Origin of the sequence: Micromonospora sagamiensis (genome assembly GCF_014680085.1) — a bacterium.
GTDB classification, from domain to species: Bacteria; Actinomycetota; Actinomycetes; order Mycobacteriales; family Micromonosporaceae; genus Micromonospora; species Micromonospora inyonensis.
This window is the reverse complement of sequence record NZ_AP023438.1, coordinates 4325634-4343257: the sequence shown is the minus strand read 5'-3', so window position 1 is coordinate 4343257 and position 17624 is coordinate 4325634. Positions and strand designations below refer to the sequence as shown.

The window sequence follows — 17624 nt, the reverse complement described above, 5'->3', positions numbered from 1 at the left end:
CGCCGATGCCGCAGTCAGCCCTGGTGACCGCCGCCGAGATCTCCCGGCTGGCCGGCGTCACGCGCGCCACGGTGAGCAACTGGCGGCGGCGGCACCCGGACTTCCCCGCCCCCACCGGCGGCACCGAGGCCAGCCCGGCGTACGACCTGGCGGCCGTGCGGACCTGGCTGGCCAACCGGGGGCAACTGCCGGACAGCTCCCCCGCCGACGAACTACGTACCGCCCTGCGCGCCGCCGAGGCGGACCACGCCGCCCGGACCCGGCTACTTCCCCTGGTCCTCGCCGCCAGCCGGCTGCCCGAGGAGGCCCGCCGCACGCTGGCCGAGCTGCCCGACCACCGGCTCCCCGCCGGGGCACGCGAGGCCGCCCGGCCGTGCGCCGGGCAGCTCCCCGACATCGGCGAGCCGACCTACCGCGCCGACGAGGTGCCCCTGCTTCGGGCGCTGCTGCGCTGCGTCGCCCAGGCGGGTGCCCTGCCCACCCTGGACGTGCTCGCCGAGGGCACCGTCGACGACACCAGCACCAGCGGCGCGTACCTGACCCCGGCCCCGGTGGCGGAGCTGATGGCCGGCCTGCTCGCCGAGCCCGGTGAGGCGTATCCGGAGCAGGTGCTCGACCCGGCGTGCGGGGCCGGCGGCCTGCTCGCCGCCGCCGCCACGCGTGGCGCGCGGGAGCTGTCCGGGCAGGATCTCGCGCCGGCCCAGGCCGCCCAGGCAGCGGTACGCCTCCTCCTCCTGGCCGGGGACGCCACCGTCCGGGTACGCGTCGGCGACTCCCTCCGCGACGACGGGTACCCGTCCGTCACCGCCGACGCGGTGCTCTGCGCACCGCCGTACGGGCAGCGGGACTGGGGGCACGACGACCTGGCGTACGACTCCCGGTGGGTGTTCGGCCTGCCTCCGAAGGGCGAGTCGGAGCTGGCCTGGCTCCAGCACTGCCTGGCCCGGTTGGCTCCCGGTCGACGGGCCGTCCTGCTGCTGCCCCCGGCCACCGCCGAGCGCCCGTCCGGCCGACGGATCCGGGCGGAGATGCTGCGGCACGGGGCGCTGCGCGCCGTCGTCGCCCTGCCGGCGGGGGTGGCGCCACCACTGCACGTCGGCCTGCACGTATGGCTGCTGCAACGCCCGCACCCGCAGGCCGCCACACCGGGCCACGTGCTGTTCGTGGACACTGCCGCCCCACCGGAGCCGCACCGCGCCGGCGAGCCGGAGAGCCGCCGTCCCACGGTCTCGGACTGGTCGGCGGTGCGCGCCACCGCCCTGGCGGCGTGGGCCGATTTCGACCGGCATCCGGACGCCTTCGACCCGATCCCCGGCACGGCTCGGGCGGTCGCGGTCATCGACCTGCTCGACGAGGCGGTGGACCTGACCCCGGCCCGGCACGTCCGGACCCCGGTGCCGGTCCGCCCGGACGAGCTGGCCGAGGCCGCGTACGGACTGCGTCGCCGGCTGCGGCGGGCGGTGTCCGGCCTGTCGGCGCTCAGCGGCGGCGGGGACTGGCCGCCGGCCGGGGCGACCGCCCGCACCTGGCGTACCGCGACCGTGGCCGACCTGCTGCGCGGCGAGGCGCTGACGCTGCTCCGCGCGCCGGCCGCCACCCGCGGTCCCCAGCCGGCCGACCGAGACACCGCGACCCCGCGCACCCTGACCGCGCGGGACGTGCTCGCCCACCGTCCCGCCTCCGGGGCCGCCGACGACGACCCGGCCGGCGCGGAGGTCCCGATCGAGGTGGGGGACGTCGTCCTGCCCGAGTTGCTGCACCACGGCGGCGGCACCGCGCGGGTGGCGGACGCCCGGGACGCCGGTCTGTTCCTCGGCCGGCACCTCTATCTGCTGCGTCCCGACCCGGCCCGGCTGGATCCGTGGTTCCTGGCCGGTTTCCTCGCCGCGGAGGACAACCTGACCGCCGCGTCGTCGGGCACGTCGGTGATCCGGGTGGACCCTCGCCGGCTGCGGGTGCCGCTGCTGCCGCTGGCCGAGCAGCAGCGCTACGGCCGGGCGTTCCGGCAGCTCAACGCCGTACGCGTGGCGGCGGACCTGGCCAACCGACTTGCCGGCGAGACGGCCCGTACCCTGGCTGCGGGCCTCACCGGCGGCGCGCTTCTCCCCCCGGACTCCCCTGTGGAAGGAACCCGTTGAGCAGCACCAGCAAACACACCGAACTGGCCAACCACGCCTGGTCGGTCGCCGATCTCCTGCGCGGCGACTACAAGCAGTCCGACTACGGCAAGGTGATCCTGCCGTTCACGGTGCTGCGCCGCCTGGAGTGTGTCCTCGCGCCGACCCGGGAGCAGGTGCGCCAGACATACGAGAAGCACCGGGGCCAGGACGTCGACGTGAGCCGTTTCCTGCGCCGCGCCGCCGGGCACAGCTTCTACAACGTCAGCGGCTACACCCTGAAGTCGGTGGCGGCCGACCCGAGTCAGACCGCCAAGCACCTGCTCGCCTACATCGGCGCGTTCTCCGACAACGCGCAGGAGGTGCTGCACCGCTACGAGTTCCCCCAGCAGATCCGCCGCCTGGACGCCGCGAACCTGCTCTACCGGGTGGTCGCCCGCTTCGCGGACCTGGACCTGGACCCGGTCAGGCGCGACCCGCAGACCGGTGAGGTCAGGCTCGACGAGCGCGGCCAGCCGGTGGTCAACGTCTCCAACCACCAGATGGGGTACGTCTTCGAGGAGCTGATCCGGCGGTTCGCCGAGCAGTCCAACGAGACGGCCGGTGAGCACTTCACCCCGCGCGAGGTCATCGAGCTGATGGTGAACCTGCTGGTCGCCCCAGACCACGACACGCTGAGCGTCCCCGGCATGTCCCTGTCGGTCATGGACCCGGCCTGCGGCACGGGCGGCATGCTCAGCGCCGCCGAGGAGCACATCACCGCGCTCAACCCGAACGCGACGGTGACGGTCTTCGGGCAGGAGCTGAACCCGGAGTCCTGGGCGATCTGCCGGTCCGACATGCTGATCAAGGGCCAGGACCCGGAGAACATCAAGTTCGGCAACTCGTTCAGCGACGACGGCCACCGGGGCGCGCACTTCGACTACCTGCTGGCGAACCCGCCGTTCGGGGTGGAGTGGAAGAAGGTCAAAGACGAGGTCGAGGCCGAGCACGAGAAGCTCGGCGACAGCGGACGGTTCGGTGCCGGCCTGCCCCGGATCAACGACGGCTCGCTGCTCTTCCTCCAGCACATGATCTCGAAGATGAAGCCGGTCACCGCCAACGGCAGGGGCGGCAGCCGGGTCGCCATCGTCTTCAACGGCTCGCCGCTGTTCACCGGGGCCGCCGAGTCGGGCGAGTCCCGCATCCGCCAGTGGATCCTGGAGGCAGACCTGCTGGAAGGCATCGTCGCGCTGCCCGACCAGCTCTTCTACAACACCGGCATCTCCACGTACTTCTGGATCCTCACCAACCGCAAGCTGCCCGACCACAAGGGCAAGGTCATCCTGCTGGACGCCCGGGAGCACTTCGCCAAGATGCGCAAGTCCCTCGGCGACAAGCGCAAGTACCTCACCGAGGACCAGATCACCGATATCACCCAGCTCTACGGCGAGGCGCTGCACGTCGCCGCCGACCCGGAGCACCCGCTGCACGCCAAGGTGAAGGTCTTCGCCAACGAGGACTTCGGCTACCGCCGGATCACCGTCGAACGCCCGCTCAAGCTCCGCTTCGAGGTCACCGAGGAAACCCTGACCGCCGTACGCGAGTCGAAGCCGATCGGCAAGGCGCTGGACGTCACCGCCTTCGAGACGGCGTTGAAGCCGCTGGTGGGCCGCTCGTGGGACACCAAACGGGCCGCCTGGGACGCCGTCCGCACGGCGATGGCTGAGGCCGGCGTGCTCTGGCCCAGCGGCGCACCCTTCCAGAAGGCGCTCCGCGACGTCCTTGGCGTCCGCGACCCGGACGGCGAGGTGCAGAAGGTCAAGGGCGAACCCGAGCCGGACACCGACCTGCGCGACTACGAGAACGTGCCGCTGCACGAGGACGTCGAGGAATACCTACGCCGCGAGGTGCTCCCGCACGTCCCGGACGCCTGGATCGACCACACCAAAACCAAGATCGGGTACGAGATCCCCTTCACCCGCCACTTCTACGTCTACAAGCCCCCGAGGCCCCTGGCGGAAATCGACGCCGAACTCAAGGCCCTCGAAGCCGAGATCCAGGCACTGCTGGGCGAGGTGACGAAGTGAACCCCTCAAGCTCGATCCCTTTTCAACTCTTTCCGATCAGGCGATTCATACTCGAGATAGCAGATGGCCCATTCGGAAGCGCATTGACCAGTAGCCACTATTCGGACAGTGGCGCTCGCGTGGTCAGGCTCGGAAACATCGGCGCTGGGCACTTCAAGGACTCCGACTCAGCCTACATCCCGCACGAATATTTTCGAGAGCTGCAGCGACATGAGATAAAGACGGGAGATCTCCTGATAGCGGGCCTGGGTGACGAGCGGAACCCTGTCGGCCGAGCATGCATCGCACCAACAAACCTTGGTCCAGCAATCGTCAAGGCCGACTGCTTTCGAGCGCGTTTAGATCAAAGCCGAATGACGCATCGCTTTGCCGCTTGGGCACTTAGCTCCTCTTTCATCACGGATCAGGTTGCCACACTATCCCGTGGATCCACGCGCACCCGCATCAATCTCGACATAGCACGCCACATACAGATTCCAGTCCCCGATATAGAGGAGCAGCGGCGTATCGCCGACTTCCTCGATGCCGCAACCAGCCGACTCGACCGCTTGGCACGAAGAAGGGTCTACCAAGCCGCACTGTTGAGCGCATATCATCGAAGCTGGCTCTCAGAAGAATGGGAGAGCCTTGTCAAGGAATTCGGTAAAGCGCGACTTCGACATCTCGTGACTTCCCTCGAGCAAGGCTGGTCCCCCCAGTGCGAGGAACGAGTTGTCGAGGATGACGGGTGGGGCGTGGTCAAGGCTGGCTGCGTTAACACCGGCGTCTTTGATCCCAACCAGCACAAGGCACTACCAGCGAACATGGAGCCTCGGCGTGAATACAAACTTGAGGTCGGAGACTTGTTGGTATCGCGCGCGAGTGGGTCTCCCGACCTTATCGGAAGCACCGCAGTAGTCGATCAACTCACGGGAAAATTGCTACTATGCGACAAAATTTACCGTTTGAAAGTCGACAAGACGAAAGCTCTACCCTGGTTCGTCGCGTTCATGCTACGCAGCCAGGCTGCCCGAGAGCACATCAAAAGGGGGATATCAGGAGCAGAAGGAATGGCCAACAATCTTCCTACGTCCATCGTTAAGGACTGCCAGATCCCCAACGCCCCACTCCGCAAACAGGATCACGTAGTCCGGAAAGCCACAGAACATCGGGATAGCATCGAGAAGACTCGCTCAGCTCTTCAAGAGGCAAGTCGCCTGATTTCGGAGCGCCGGCAGGCGCTAATCACAGCAGCAGTGACCGGGCAGATCGACGTATCGACGGCGAGCGGGCAGGCAGAGTAGAGCCGGCCTTCTGCTTCGCTGTTCAGGCCCCGACGGCACCGGCCCGGACACCCTTGATGAACTCGATCCACTGGCCGGGGCCAAACACCAGCACCGGCCCCTGTCGGTCCTTGCTGTCCCGGACCTGGGTGGCGTGGTCGGCGTACCGGGCCTCCACGCACGCACCGTTGCCGCCGCTGCGGCTGCTGGTGCGCCACTGGCTGTCGAGCGCCTTCATGGAGTCTCCTCGTCCCGAATCCTCTTGATCATCGCAGTCGAGGCCGTAGGAGACAGGGCTGCGGCTCGAAGGCTGCTGAACACTCGCGTGCACCTGTCAACGTCCTCACCTTCAGCGTAGAGGTCGCCGGTCAGGCCCTCGCTGTACACCACCCCTGGCCCTTCACTGAAGCTGAGGATGTGGAAGCTCGACACCATCGAGGCGTAGGCCCCTTCTTTGAACGGGATGACCTGGATGCTGACGTTCCATCGCTTCTGGGCGTCGAGCAGCGCCGCCAGTTGATCCCGCATGACATCGGGTCCGCCGATCTGCCGGTGCAGAACCGCCTCGTCGATCACCGCGACGAGGCGTAGCTTCTCCTCGGTGAGCAGCTTCTGCCGTTCCAGGCGCACCGTGACCCGCTCGTCCGTCGCTTGCGGCGTGGGCTGGGATGCGTCGGCGCTGATGATCGCTCGGGCGTATTCGGCGGTCTGCAACAGGCCCGGCACAACCAGGGTTTCGAAGTTCTGGATCTCCGATGCCGCCGACTCAAGTCCGATGTACTGCCGGTAGGCGTTGGGCAGGTCGGCGTACTTCGCCCACCAGCCGCGCTGCTTGCCCGTCCGTGCCATCGATCGCAGCGTCTCCCGCAGCTCGCCATCGGTCACGCCGTACCGGTCAAGCAACGCGTTCAGCGCCGGCCCCTTCAAGCCCACCCGGCCCTGCTCAATCCTCCGCAAGGTGCTCGGCGACACCTCGATGAGTGTGGCCGCTTGCTCGGTGGTCACTCCGGCATCCTCACGTGCCCTCTTGAGCTGAGCACCGAGCTGGAACCGGACGAAGGTTGGGCTCTCCACGCTCGCATTCTCCATCCTCCCGCGCACCGACACGAACCACATGCGGTAGGCGCAACATGACCGCACGTCATTGACTCTAGCAATCTGCGCACGCAAAATGGGTGCGCAAGAACCTCCACACACACAGGAGCCCGCACGAGCGGGTCTTTGGCGAGCGAGCCGCAGTAACGCCGGCTCCGGTCTCGCCGGGAAGTGAGGTGATCGTGGTACTTGGCATCTCGATGATCGTGTTCGGCGGGCTGATGTTGAGCTTCCTGCTCGGGCTGAACGTCCAGGCCAGAGCCCGGCCGTGCCCGCGCTGCACGCGTCCCCGGTCGGACGTGAGAGCAGCCAACACGGGCCGTCACCGTCTCTCCGGTATCGGCGGGAGGTGAGGGTGCTCGTGGAGTCCGAGGTGTTGTTGAGTGTGCTCAGTGGCCTGACCGTGGGGTTCCTGGCCGGGCTGTTCGCGTTCAAGGTCAAGTCGCGGTGGTGTCCGCGCTGCGGCTCGTACACCGAACCCGTCCGGCCGACGGACCGCCGATGAGCACGCCACGCCAGCCCGACCGCCGGGAGGTGCCGATCGGCCGGCGGGTCGCGCAGCTACGCGTCCGCCGGGGTATGACCCAACAGGTCTTCGCCGACCGGATCGGCAAGTCCAAGAGCTGGGTCGACAAGGTCGAACGCGGCGTGCGTACCCTCGACCGCCTCCCCATGATCGAAACGGTGGCCGCCGCCCTCGGCGTCACCCCCGGCGTGCTGGTCGGCCGACAGCGCCAGCGGACCCCCACCACCGACGCCACCACCGCCGTCGAGCACGTCCGCAGGGCCCTCGCCACCTACCACAGCGCCTACCGCGACCCCACGCCGTCGATGATCGACCTCGACCACCAGATCCGGTACGCCCACACCGCCTACCAGCACGCCCATCACCTACAGGTCCTCAAGATGCTGCCCGACCTGCTCACCAGCACCCGTCAGGCGAACCATCCCACCGGCGGCCCCTCCACCGCCGGACTGCTGATCCGCGTCTACCGGCTCACCGCCCACGTACTCGTCAAACTCGGCGAACCGCACCTCGCCTGGCTCGCCGCCGATCGCGCCATGACCACCGCCGAGGGCGACCCGCACCGCACGGCCCTCGCCGCCGTACCCCTCGCCCAGGCCCTCCGCGCACTCCAGCGTGGCCGACTCGCCATGACCGCCGCCACCACCGCCGCGCAACCACTCGACCTGGCCCCGCACCGCGCGCTGTCGCCGGACGATCTCGCCCTGGTCGGGACACTGCTCACCGAAGCCGCCCTCGCCGCCGCGACCTGCGGTGACGCCACCGCCGCAGACGGCCTCCTCGACCGGGCTGCCCACCTTGCCACCACCCACGCCGAACGGCAGAACCACGACCACAGCTTCGGACCCGCCACCGTCGACCTGGCCCGCGCACTCGCCGCCGCCCACCTCGGCGACAACCACCTCGCCATCGCCATCCACCTGCGCGTCACCGGTGGCGACGCCTGGCACCGGCTACCCGCCGAACACCGCGCCGCCCACCTCCTCGACGCCGCCCGCTCCTACCTCGACATCGGTGACCCCCACAACGCCGCCCGCGCGCTGGTCACCGCCGACCACCTCGCCCCCACCGAGGTACGCCTCCGACCCGTCACCCGCACCACAGTGACCGCGATCCTCCGCACCGGCACCACCCCCGCCGACCTGACCACCCTCGCCACCGCCCTCGGCCTAACCCACCGCTGACCCGGTAGCCCGCAGCACCCACCACCGTCCCCGGCCTACCAATACGGCCCGTGACCGGGCTACTGGTTGGCAGGCCCTCCGTAGCTCTCGCCGTTCAGCGTTGCCCCGGCAAAGTTCGCCCCGCCGCTGAACATCACCCTGCCGAACCAGGCGTCACCCCTGAACGTCACCCCGCCGAACTGCGCGTCACCACCGAACATCGCCCCACTGAACCAGGCGCCACCGCAGAACATCGCCCTGTCGAACTGGGCGTCAGCAATGAACATTGCCCCCTCGAATCCTGCGCCTCCACTGAACATCACCCTGCCGAACCAGGTGCCACCAATGAACTTCACTCCGCCGAACCAGGCGTCACCGCCGAACATCGCCCCGCCGAACCGAGCGCCACCACTGAACGTCACCCTGTCGAAGCTGGCGGTACCACGGACCGTCACCCCACTGAACGAGGTTTCACCACGGAAAGTTGCCCTGCGGAACCGGGCGTCACCACTAAACGTTGTGCTGTGGAATCGGGCGGGCCCGACGAAGTGCGCTCCGGTGAAGGTCGCATCGTGTAGGTGGCAGTCGGAGAAGTCGACGTCCAGAAGAACCGCCTCGGTCAGGTCGAGTACTACCGCAGGTCCCCAGTACGACGGGTCGGGTTTCTTGTCGCGGGTCTCCGGTCGCAAATGGCGGGCGAGGATGCGTTGGGCGGCCAGGCGGACCTGGCGTTCCTCCCTGGGATCCACGGTCGGCTTCTCGCCGTCGCCCGAGCTGCCCTCGGCGGCCGGGGCCTGGTCGGCGGGCTCGGGGGTGGGCTTGGCTTCGGGTGGGGTGTAGGGCATGCGCAGGTAGGCGCAGATCACCTCCACGATGCTCTGCCGCTGGGCCGGGTTGTCCTGGGCGAGACGTTCCAGGGCGTACAGGCCGGCGAGCCGGACGGGGGCCTTGTCCGAGCCGAGCTGCTCGGCGGCCTTGACGTACAGCTCGGTGACCCGCTTCTCCCCCGCGTCGTACTCGGTGGCCTGCTGGGTGCGCTCGGCCAACTGCTGCCGCCGGAACGCCAGCAGCAGCGCGAACGCGGCCGTCACGCCGGCACCGATGGTCAGGCCGGTCCGGATGCCCTCCACCCGGAGCTGTGCCCGCTGCACCTGCGTGCCGGCCTCCGGCAAGGTGGCCTGCAACCCCCACACCGCCAACCAGGTGACCGCCGCGACCGCCACCGCGCCGGCCGGGATCACCCACGACGGCAGTGGCCGCAACGGCCGGTCCGGCGCGACCGGGGCCGCCGACGCCTCGGCCGCCCGCCGACGCCGGTCACCGCTGCGGTAGCGCAGGACCGCGCTGGCGGTCAACGCCGCCACGGTGGCCACCACCAGCAGCAGCACCGCCCAGTGCGCTGCCAGCGCGGCCCACCAGCCCGCCGGCACCCACACCGCCACCAGGGCCGCCACGCCCAGCCCGCCCAGCACCGCGAGCACCGTACTGATTCGCCTCGTCACGCTGCGCAATCGTGCCGTACCGCCGCCACCTCCGCCCACGGCCCCGCCTCCCTGCGACTTCGCCAGGCTTACGGTGCGCTGCGCTGGTGTCGGGTCGAGGAGTCCGGCCCGTCAGTGTCGTGGGCCGCCCCCGCCGAACGAGATGCCTCCGTGGACGTCGCGCGCCTGCACCACCGGCCCGCTGACGTCACCGGAGACCGAGTTCGCCACGCTGCCCGGACCTGCGGCGACGGCCGCGTCTGCCCGCTCCCATCGGGCCTGGAACTCGGTACGGAAAGCGGGGTCACGCAGTGCCTCACGGTCCAGCACTTCGGTGAGGCGACGGGCGGCGTCCGGTGACGGCTGCTGGAGCACGCCCTCGATGGCCTCGCGCGCCTCGGGCTCCCGCCGGAAGCGGTCCCGCAGGAAGTCGATCAGCGCCGAAACCGCCAGCCGGCCCCCCTGGGCCAGTTCGGTTGTCGTCCAGGCGGCGAGGGTCGTCGCCGCGGTGGCCATGAGTGGGTCCATCGTCGGTCTACCTCCAGGTGCCGGCCACTACGGATCAACGACAACAGCCTGTTCCACCACTACCGACAGTCCTATCATCATCACGGACGGCACTGAAGGGTCGTCCGCTCCGCTTTCAGAGGAGGCCGCGGTGAGGCTGACCAGGCTCTACAAGGACCCCGGTTCGGGTGCCAACGGCTGCCCCACGGTCTACCTCGGCGAGAGCGGCGAGTTGATCGTGCAGGGTTACCAGGTCGACGAGGACACTCTCGGCAAGCTCGAGAACGTCCTTCCCGGTGAGGGCGCGGTACGGATCTCTGCCGAGGTCCTGCTCGGCGCTGTCGAGCGCTACCGCGAGTCCGGGTCACGGTGATCGACGTTGACCCGATCGTTCACGTCTCTCGACGACGCCGAGTTCAACCGGATGTTCCGCGAGTTCCGCTACACGGCCTACCGGTTGGAGACCCTTCAGCGGTACGACGTGTCGTACGAGCAGGACGAGTTCGCCCGGTTCCTGGCAGGCCAGAGCCGTGGCGAGTTTCCCGGGATCGCTGACTGGTGCGACACCGTACGAGCGGCGGTGGTGGCCGGCAAACGCATGCACCGGGTCCACGTCGTCGTCGAACCGCTGTCGGACTACGTCCGGTTCGAGTGTGGCTGGGCCTACGAACACACCGTGGCGGCGGGCGAGGACGTCCGCCTCGTCACCGTGTCCGGCGACGACTGGCCGACCGGGTTACCGCACCACGACTACTGGTTGTTCGACTCCTCGCGGCTCGTCGCCATGTACTACGACGAGGCGGGACGCTTCGTCTCCGGGGAGCTGATCAGTGAACCGGAGAAGGTCGTCCAGGCCAACCTGTGGCGCGACGCGGCCGTGGCGGCGTCGGTTCCCTACCGGCGGTACGCCGATCACCTCCAGCCGAGCACCCCGTAGCCTGCCGTCCACCGTCGGGGGAGGAGACAGCGTGCACCCGGCGCGCAACGAGTCGTCCGGCGATGCCGGGGCTGTCGTGCAGGCCGGGACGGTGCACGGCGGCGTCAACCTGTTCGGCCGCGCGGAGCCCCCTCCACCGCCGCCCCGTCAGCTTCCTCTCGACGCCGCCCGGTTCGTCAACCGCGAACGGACGCTCACCCGCCTGGACGCGTCACTGCCAGCCGACCACGAGGCGACGGCGGGCAACCACGTGCCGGCGGGCCGCCCGTCGACGACCGTCGCGGCCATCACGGGCGCCCCCGGTGTCGGCAAGACAGCTCTGGCTGTGCACTGGGCCCACCGGGTCCGCAGGTGGTTCACGGACGGGGACCTCTACGTCGACATGCGCGGCTATGGTCCAGGACCGGCCCTCGACGTCGGGCAGGCACTGGACGCCTTCCTGCGCGCACTGCACGTGCCGGCCGAGCAGATCCCGACCGACACCGAGGGCCGCGCCGCCCTCTACCGGTCCATCCTGACCAGCAAGCGCGTACTGATCGTGGTGGACAACGTCTCCACGGCCAGCCAGGTCCGGCCGCTGCTGCCCGCCACCCCGGCCTGCGTGGCGATCATCACCAGCCGCAACCGGCTCTCCGGCCTCGTCGCACGGGAAGGAGCGGCACGGATGACCTTGGATGTCCTGTCCCCCGAGGAAGCGATCGCGGTGCTCAGCGACAGCATCGGCGGGGACCGCGTCCGCGCCGAACCACAGGCCGCGACGGAACTCGCCCGGCGCTGCGCCTACCTTCCGCTGGCCCTGCGGATCATCGGGGAACGGATCGCCAACTCCCCGCACGTCACCCTCGCGGAGTACGTGGCCGACCTGGCGCTGGTCGATCGTCAACTCGACGCCCTCGCGATCGACGACGACGAACTCTCCGACGTACGGGCGGTGTTCTCCTGGTCCTACCAGGCGCTGCCCGGGGAGGCCGCCCGGTTCTTCCGGTTGCTCGGGCTGCACGCCGGCTCCGACATCTCCGTCGCCGCAGCCGCAGCCCTCGCCGGCGTGAGCCTGCCCCGCGCCCGCGTCCTGCTCGACCAGCTCACCGCGGCGCACCTCGTGCAGAACCCGGCCCGTGACCGCTACCTGTTGCACGACCTCCTCCATGCCTACGCCCTCGAACGTGCGCAGGCCGAAGAGACGCCCGAACAGCAACGCCGGGCACGACGCCGCGCCTACACCTGGTATCTGTGGATGGCGGAGGAGGGCCGACGGATCATCCTCCCCTACTCCCATGCCGTCGCTCTTCCGGCAGCCGGACCCGACGTCCCGCTCGCTCCTCCCCACACCGTGGCCACGGCGATGGCCTGGTTCGAGCGGGAACGACTCAACCTCCTCGACAACCTCCGGCAGGCCGCCGAGTTGGGCGACCACGACATCGCCTGGCAGTTGCCCGTGGTCAGCGACGGCTTTTTCGAACTCAGGTCGTACTGGTCGGACTGGCGCGACATCCACCTCACCGGCCTGCGCGCCGCCCGGTCGGCCGCATCGCGCCTCGGCGAGGCGGCCAACCTCCGCTGCCTCGGCGACGCCTACTGGCGGATGGAGCAGCGCGAAACCGCCCTCGACTGCTACCGACAGGGCCTCGACGCGAGCCGCGACGTCGGCGACCACTGGGTGGAGGGATTCTGCCTCCGTGGTCTGGGCCTCATCCACGAGGAAGTCGGCCAGGTCGACGAGGCCGTGGAACGCTACGGCCAGGCACGCGAGGTCTTCCGGCAGCACGGCATCACCCGAGGCGAGGGCATGTCGCTGCTCAGCCTCGGCAACTGCCACCGCGCACGCGGCCATCTCGACACCGCCATCGCCCACTATCAGGAGGCAGTCGCCGTCCTCGCCAGCATCGACGACCAGTGGAGCGTCGCCTGGGCCTCCTACCCCCTCGGCCTGGCCCACCAGCAGGCAGGCCGACTCGACGAGGCCCGCAACCACCACGAGTACGCCCTGGCGCTCTTCCGCAGATTCGACGACCGGCGCAGCGAAGGACTGACCCTCGCCGCCCTCGGCGACACCTCCCACGCCGCCGGCCGGCACGACGACGCGCAGCGCTGTTGGGAGCAGGCACTACAGATCCTCGACCCGCTGGGTGACCCCCGCGCGGACACCGTCCGCCGACTCGTCACCTCGTCCGGAACCGCCGAAGGGTCGTAGCCGGACCGGCGCTCCTACATGGTCGTACGTGGACGGTCCTTATTTCACCTACTATCGTTAAGCCATGGCAGACGGACCCGTACGAGTAACCGGACCTCTCCTGGCCGTCCTGAACGCCCTCCTCGCCGCCGAGGACCACGAGCTGCACGGCTGGGCGATCATGAAGACCACCGGGAAGTCCGGCCCCACCATCTACAAGATCCTGGAGCGGCTCGCCGAGGCGAGATGGGTGACCTCGCGTTGGGACGAGCACACCGAGCCCGGCAAGCCGCGCCGCCGCTACTACCAGCTCACCGGCCACGGCGTCGCCAGCGCCCGCCAGTTGATCGCCCAACGACAGATGAAGACCACGCCCGCCGCACGCGCCCGCCTCGCGTTCGGATGGTGCCAGGCATGAACCGGTGGGAGATCATCCTGGGCATCGTGTTCGGGCTGATCGTCAACGAGATCACCGACGTCTCGCCCTGGCTTGCCCGGAGACTGGTCCGCTGGTCGGCGTACCGCTGGACGACCGACCCCGAACTGGCCGCCGGCTACGCCGAGGAGTGGGCGGCGGTCGTCGAGGAGCGACCAGGCAAGCTGTTCAAGCTGCTGACCGCCTCACGCTTCGCGATCGGCGCAATCAGCCGGGCCACCCCGAGGGCTTTTCGAACCGCTCGAACAAGCTTCGCACGCCTCGCACGCACCGGCATTTACCTAGCATTTGGGGACCCTTTCTTTCAAGCGCTGAAAGTGCTGACATCCAAGGATCTCAAGGAGCAACTGTTGCTGGAAGGGCCGGGACAATCTGAGGGACCGATAGCCAGAGCATTCGATCTAGTTCTCTTTAAAGCGTTCGTCAAACTAGTCGATCAGGACCTCTTCTATCGGCTGATTCAACGACCGCTGGCCAAGTTGCTCGAGCAGTACGACGGCTCTCACCTACCTGGTCACGGTGACGGCCCAGAAGGTCCGTAGTCGGGCAATACCGCATCCGGGTCGGATGATCCAGCGTGCCGCGCCGTCGCCGGAAGGTGACTGGGCGGCACGCGTGTCCGTCAGTACGCTCCAGCATGGATCCGGGTCGGGCACCCGGGTCCACCGTGGGGGAGGCGACGTGGCGGTGCATCACGAGTCGGTGTTCGGGGACGCGATCGTCGCCGCGCTGCTGCGCAACGGCTGGACGGCCGGTCACCCGGCCGACTACCGGCCCGAACTCGGCCTCGACACCGCGCAGCTCTTCGAGTTCGTCGGCGCGACTCAGGCGCAGGAGTGGGCGGACCTGGTCGCCTACTACGGGGGCGACCCCGACGAGGCGCAGCGCGGCTTCGCCAAGCGCCTCGACCAGGCGATCGCCACGGACGGGCTGCTCGACGTGCTCCGCAAGGGCGTCAAGGACCACGGGGTACGCATCCGGCTCGCGTACTTCCGGCCGTCGTACGTGGAGTCGGACGCGATCCTCGCCGACTACCGGGCCAACCGCCTGACCGTGGTCCGCGAGCTGGCGTACGCGACCAAGCAGGCCGACCGGGGCAACCGGCTCGACCTGACGCTCTTCGTCAACGGCATCCCGGTCGCCACCGCCGAACTGAAGAACCCGCTCACCGGCTCCGGCGTCGAACACGCCAAGGAGCAGTACCGGACCCAGCGCGACCCGACGGAGCTGATCTTCGCGCGCCGGGTGGTGGCGAACTTCGCCGTCGACCCGGAGCTGGTCTTCGTCACCACCCAACTCCGGGGTGAGAAGACCCGCTTCCTGCCGTTCAACACCGGCAGCGCCGGGCCGGGGCGCCCCGGCGGTCAGGGCAACCCGCCGGCCACCGAGCCCGGCAAATACCCCACCTCCTTCCTGTGGGACGAGATCTGGCAGCGGGACAACTGGCTCGACCTGCTGGAACGCTTCGTCCACCTGCGGCAGGAGAAGGGCCCGGACGGGCGCACCCGGAAGACTGTGATCTTTCCGCGCTACCACCAGTGGCACGCGGTGCGGCAGCTCACCGCGCACGCCGCCCGGCACGGGGTCGGGCACCACTACCTGGTGATGGCCTCGGCCGGCTCCGGCAAGTCCAACACCATCGCCTGGCTCGCCCACCGGCTGTCGTCCCTGCACACCCACCACGACCCGGCGGCGCTCGCCCCTGGCGTGCCGCCCGGCGTCCCGGTCTTCGACAAGGTCGTCATCATCACCGACCGGCGGAACCTCGACGGCCAGCTCCGGGAGACCGTCGGCAGCTTCGAGCAGACCGCCGGCCTGGTCGTGAAGATCGACGAGCGGCACGGCGCGAAGTCGGAGCAGCTCGCGCGGGCGCTCTCCCGGGAGAGCGGCAAGATCGTCACGGTCACCCTGCACACCTTCCCGGCCCTGGTCGACTACCTGAAGGAGAACCCCACCGAGATCCGGGGCAGCCGGTTCGCGGTGGTGCTGGACGAGGCGCACTCGTCGCAGACCGGCGAGGCGGCCGTCACGGTACGGCAGGTGCTGCGGGACCTCGGCCTCGACGCCGACTCCGACGACACGGGCGCGACCAGCGCCGCCGCGCCGCGTACCACCGAGGAGAAGTTGACGGCGAGCGCCCGGCTGCGGCAACGCGCCCGCAACCTGTCCTACTTCGCGTTCACCGCCACGCCGAAGGCCAAGACGCTGGAGCTGTTCGGCACGCTCGGCGACGACGGGAAGTACCACCCGTTCCACACGTACTCGATGCGGCAGGCGATCGAGGAGGGCTTCATCCTCGACCCGCTGCGCAGCTACGTCACGTACGACACGTACTGGAAGCTGGTCAACGCCAACCCGGACGAACGCGAGGTCGACTCGGCCAAGGCCAACAAGGAACTCGCCCGGTACGCGCTCACCCACGACTCCACGGTGGCCCAGCACGCGCAGATCATCGTGGAGCACTTCCGGGCGCACACCGCCGGTCGGCTCGGCGGCCGGGCCAAGGCGATGGTGGTCACCTCGTCCCGGCAGAGCGCGGTGCAGATGTCCCGCACGATCAAGAGCTACCTCGCCGACCGGGGCTACCCGGACTACGGGGTGCTGGTGGCGTTCTCCGGCACCCTCACCTACGACGGCGAGGAGGTCACCGAGGTCAGGGAGAACGGCGGGCTGGCCGAGTCGGCGCTGCCGAAGGCGTTCGGCTACACCCGGGCCGACGACCGCAGCGCCCGCGCCGGCACCGCCGCCGGGCAGCGCGAGTACCGGATCCTGGTGGTCGCCGAGAAGTACCAGACCGGATTCGACGAGCCGCTGCTCACCACCATGTACGTCAACAAGAAGCTCGCCGGTATCTCGGCCGTGCAGACCCTGTCCCGGCTCAACCGGACCGCCGAACGCAAGAGCCAGGCCGACCTGGCGGTGCTGGACTTCGTCAACGAGGCCGAGGAGACCAGGGAGGCGTTCCGGCCGTACTTCGAGGAGGCCGAGACGCTGCCGTCGGACCCGAACCTGCTCTACACCGCGCAGAGCCGGGTGATGGCCCCGCCGCTGCTGGTCGAGGCGGAGATGCAGGAGTTCGTGGCGGCGTACCTGGCGGCCGAGGAGCAGGCCGCCGGGGACACGGTGGCCTGGGAGCGGCTGCACGCCGAGCTGTACCGGCACCTCTCCCCTGCTGTGGCGCGCTTCGCGGCGCTGCTGCACGGCGAGGACGACGAGGACCGGGAGACCGCCGAGACGTTCCGGTCCGACCTCACCGACTACGTCCGCAAGTACGGTTTCCTCGCCCAGATCGTGCCCTACACCGACGCCGAGCTGGAACGGCTCTACCTCTACGGCCGGCACCTGCTCGTCAAACTGCCCCGGCGCGGTCACGGTGGCGTCGACATCGGCGAGGTCGACCTCAGTCACCTGCGGGTGCAGAAGACCGGCGAGCACGACGTCAGCCTGGGCCCGGCGGGCGCGGCCGAGATGAAGGGCTTCGGCGACGGGTCGGCCCACCCGAGGGAGCCGGAGAAGTCGCTGCTGTCGGAGCTGGTCGCCAAGTTCAACGCCCGGTACGGCACCAGCTTCACCGACGAGGACGTGGTCAAGCCGCTCGACGAGGCGATGGCCGACCCGAAGGTGCGCGCCGCCGCGGTGGTCAACGACGAGGAGAACTTCGGGTACGTCTTCGAGCCGGTGTTCGAGGAGAAGATGCTCGACCACTTCGACTCCGTCGCCGACCTGAGCCGCCGGTACTTCGGCCCGGACCGGGACTTCCGCAGCTCGCTCAACCGCAGTGCCCGCAGCGCCGCGTGGCGGATCATCCGGGAACAGGAGGGCGTGGTCGACGACGCCGCCTGAACGTCGCCTGAACGCCGC

At 69.4% G+C, this 17624-nt stretch carries 15 protein-coding genes; 11 read left to right on the top strand and 4 right to left on the bottom strand.

All coding sequences use genetic code 11. The annotated features are described in order from the left end of the window. The first annotated feature begins 5 nt into the window (after positions 1 to 5). From IGA62_RS19055 to IGA62_RS19045, 3 genes are all read left to right on the top strand, one after another. Entirely contained in the window at positions 6 to 2138 is a 2133-nt protein-coding gene (locus tag IGA62_RS19055; RefSeq protein WP_186500004.1) for an N-6 DNA methylase, read from the top strand. Continuing rightward, positions 2135 to 4186 (top strand): type I restriction-modification system subunit M, encoded by a 2052-nt coding sequence (locus tag IGA62_RS19050; protein WP_145819497.1) that lies wholly within the window; start codon positions 2135 to 2137, stop codon positions 4184 to 4186. The genes IGA62_RS19055 and IGA62_RS19050 overlap by 4 nt, the downstream gene beginning before the upstream one ends. Before the next feature lie 119 nt (positions 4187 to 4305). After that, positions 4306 to 5469, top strand: a complete 1164-nt coding sequence (locus IGA62_RS19045; RefSeq protein WP_186500006.1) for a restriction endonuclease subunit S — start codon at positions 4306 to 4308, stop codon at positions 5467 to 5469. 22 nt (positions 5470 to 5491) lie between these two features. Here the strand turns inward: IGA62_RS19045 and IGA62_RS19040 are convergent, their stop codons facing one another. Both IGA62_RS19040 and IGA62_RS19035 read right to left on the bottom strand, forming a co-directional pair. After that, positions 5492 to 5686: a DUF397 domain-containing protein gene (locus IGA62_RS19040; RefSeq protein ID WP_145819499.1), complete on the bottom strand. Its 195-nt coding sequence runs from the start codon at positions 5684 to 5686 to the stop codon at positions 5492 to 5494. Beyond that, complete coding sequence (locus IGA62_RS19035) at positions 5683 to 6537, bottom strand: helix-turn-helix domain-containing protein (protein WP_280526177.1); 855 nt, start codon at positions 6535 to 6537, stop codon at positions 5683 to 5685. Before IGA62_RS19035 ends, IGA62_RS19040 begins: the two co-directional genes overlap by 4 nt. A 361-nt stretch (positions 6538 to 6898) precedes the next feature. On the opposite strand from IGA62_RS19035, the gene IGA62_RS19030 reads away from it, so the two are divergent. Together IGA62_RS19030 and IGA62_RS30605 are read left to right on the top strand one after the other, a co-directional pair. Beyond that, on the top strand, positions 6899 to 7048 hold the full coding sequence (locus IGA62_RS19030; RefSeq protein WP_186500382.1) for a hypothetical protein: 150 nt from the start codon (positions 6899 to 6901) through the stop codon (positions 7046 to 7048). Next, complete coding sequence (locus IGA62_RS30605; RefSeq protein WP_145819501.1) at positions 7045 to 8253, top strand: helix-turn-helix domain-containing protein; 1209 nt, start codon at positions 7045 to 7047, stop codon at positions 8251 to 8253. Before IGA62_RS19030 ends, IGA62_RS30605 begins: the two co-directional genes overlap by 4 nt. Positions 8254 to 8312: 59 nt before the next feature. Here IGA62_RS30605 and IGA62_RS19020 read toward each other — a convergent pair whose 3' ends face one another. Together IGA62_RS19020 and IGA62_RS19015 are read right to left on the bottom strand one after the other, a co-directional pair. Beyond that, complete coding sequence (locus tag IGA62_RS19020) at positions 8313 to 9734, bottom strand: pentapeptide repeat-containing protein (RefSeq protein ID WP_232624704.1); 1422 nt, start codon at positions 9732 to 9734, stop codon at positions 8313 to 8315. 111 nt (positions 9735 to 9845) lie between these two features. After that, positions 9846 to 10241, bottom strand: a complete 396-nt coding sequence (locus IGA62_RS19015; protein ID WP_145819502.1) for a hypothetical protein — start codon at positions 10239 to 10241, stop codon at positions 9846 to 9848. A 130-nt stretch (positions 10242 to 10371) separates the two neighbouring features. Here IGA62_RS19015 and IGA62_RS19010 point away from each other — a divergent pair, with 130 nt between their 5' ends. The 6 genes from IGA62_RS19010 to IGA62_RS18985 all read left to right on the top strand — a co-directional run bounded on the left by IGA62_RS19010 (position 10372) and on the right by IGA62_RS18985 (position 17606). Continuing rightward, positions 10372 to 10593 (top strand): hypothetical protein, encoded by a 222-nt coding sequence (locus tag IGA62_RS19010; RefSeq protein ID WP_145819503.1) that lies wholly within the window; start codon positions 10372 to 10374, stop codon positions 10591 to 10593. Between the two features lie 6 nt (positions 10594 to 10599). Further along, on the top strand, positions 10600 to 11157 hold the full coding sequence (locus IGA62_RS19005; protein ID WP_145819504.1) for a DUF6879 family protein: 558 nt from the start codon (positions 10600 to 10602) through the stop codon (positions 11155 to 11157). Positions 11158 to 11188: 31 nt separating this feature from the next. Beyond that, positions 11189 to 13348 carry a tetratricopeptide repeat protein gene (locus tag IGA62_RS19000; protein WP_145819505.1) on the top strand — a complete coding sequence of 720 codons (2160 nt, stop codon included), beginning with the start codon at positions 11189 to 11191 and terminating at the stop codon, positions 13346 to 13348. 64 nt (positions 13349 to 13412) lie between these two features. Next, the gene (locus IGA62_RS18995) at positions 13413 to 13745 is read left to right on the top strand and encodes a PadR family transcriptional regulator (RefSeq protein ID WP_145819506.1); all 333 of its coding nucleotides are present in this window, start codon (positions 13413 to 13415) and stop codon (positions 13743 to 13745) included. Next, the gene (locus IGA62_RS18990; protein WP_145819507.1) at positions 13742 to 14305 is read left to right on the top strand and encodes a hypothetical protein; all 564 of its coding nucleotides are present in this window, start codon (positions 13742 to 13744) and stop codon (positions 14303 to 14305) included. Before IGA62_RS18995 ends, IGA62_RS18990 begins: the two co-directional genes overlap by 4 nt. Before the next feature lie 139 nt (positions 14306 to 14444). After that, the gene (locus IGA62_RS18985; RefSeq protein WP_232624703.1) at positions 14445 to 17606 is read left to right on the top strand and encodes a type I restriction endonuclease subunit R; all 3162 of its coding nucleotides are present in this window, start codon (positions 14445 to 14447) and stop codon (positions 17604 to 17606) included. The last annotated feature ends 18 nt before the right edge of the window (positions 17607 to 17624 follow it).

Coding starts and splice junctions, on each gene's coding strand:
- IGA62_RS19055 (WP_186500004.1), top strand. CDS start 6: ATGCCGCAGTCAGCCCTGGTGACCGCCGCCGAGATCTCCCGGCTGGCC.
- IGA62_RS19040 (WP_145819499.1), bottom strand. CDS start 5,686: ATGAAGGCGCTCGACAGCCAGTGGCGCACCAGCAGCCGCAGCGGCGGC.
- IGA62_RS19035 (WP_280526177.1), bottom strand. CDS start 6,537: ATGGAGAATGCGAGCGTGGAGAGCCCAACCTTCGTCCGGTTCCAGCTC.
- IGA62_RS30605 (WP_145819501.1), top strand. CDS start 7,045: ATGAGCACGCCACGCCAGCCCGACCGCCGGGAGGTGCCGATCGGCCGG.
- IGA62_RS19015 (WP_145819502.1), bottom strand. CDS start 10,241: ATGGACCCACTCATGGCCACCGCGGCGACGACCCTCGCCGCCTGGACG.
- IGA62_RS18995 (WP_145819506.1), top strand. CDS start 13,413: ATGGCAGACGGACCCGTACGAGTAACCGGACCTCTCCTGGCCGTCCTG.
- IGA62_RS18990 (WP_145819507.1), top strand. CDS start 13,742: ATGAACCGGTGGGAGATCATCCTGGGCATCGTGTTCGGGCTGATCGTC.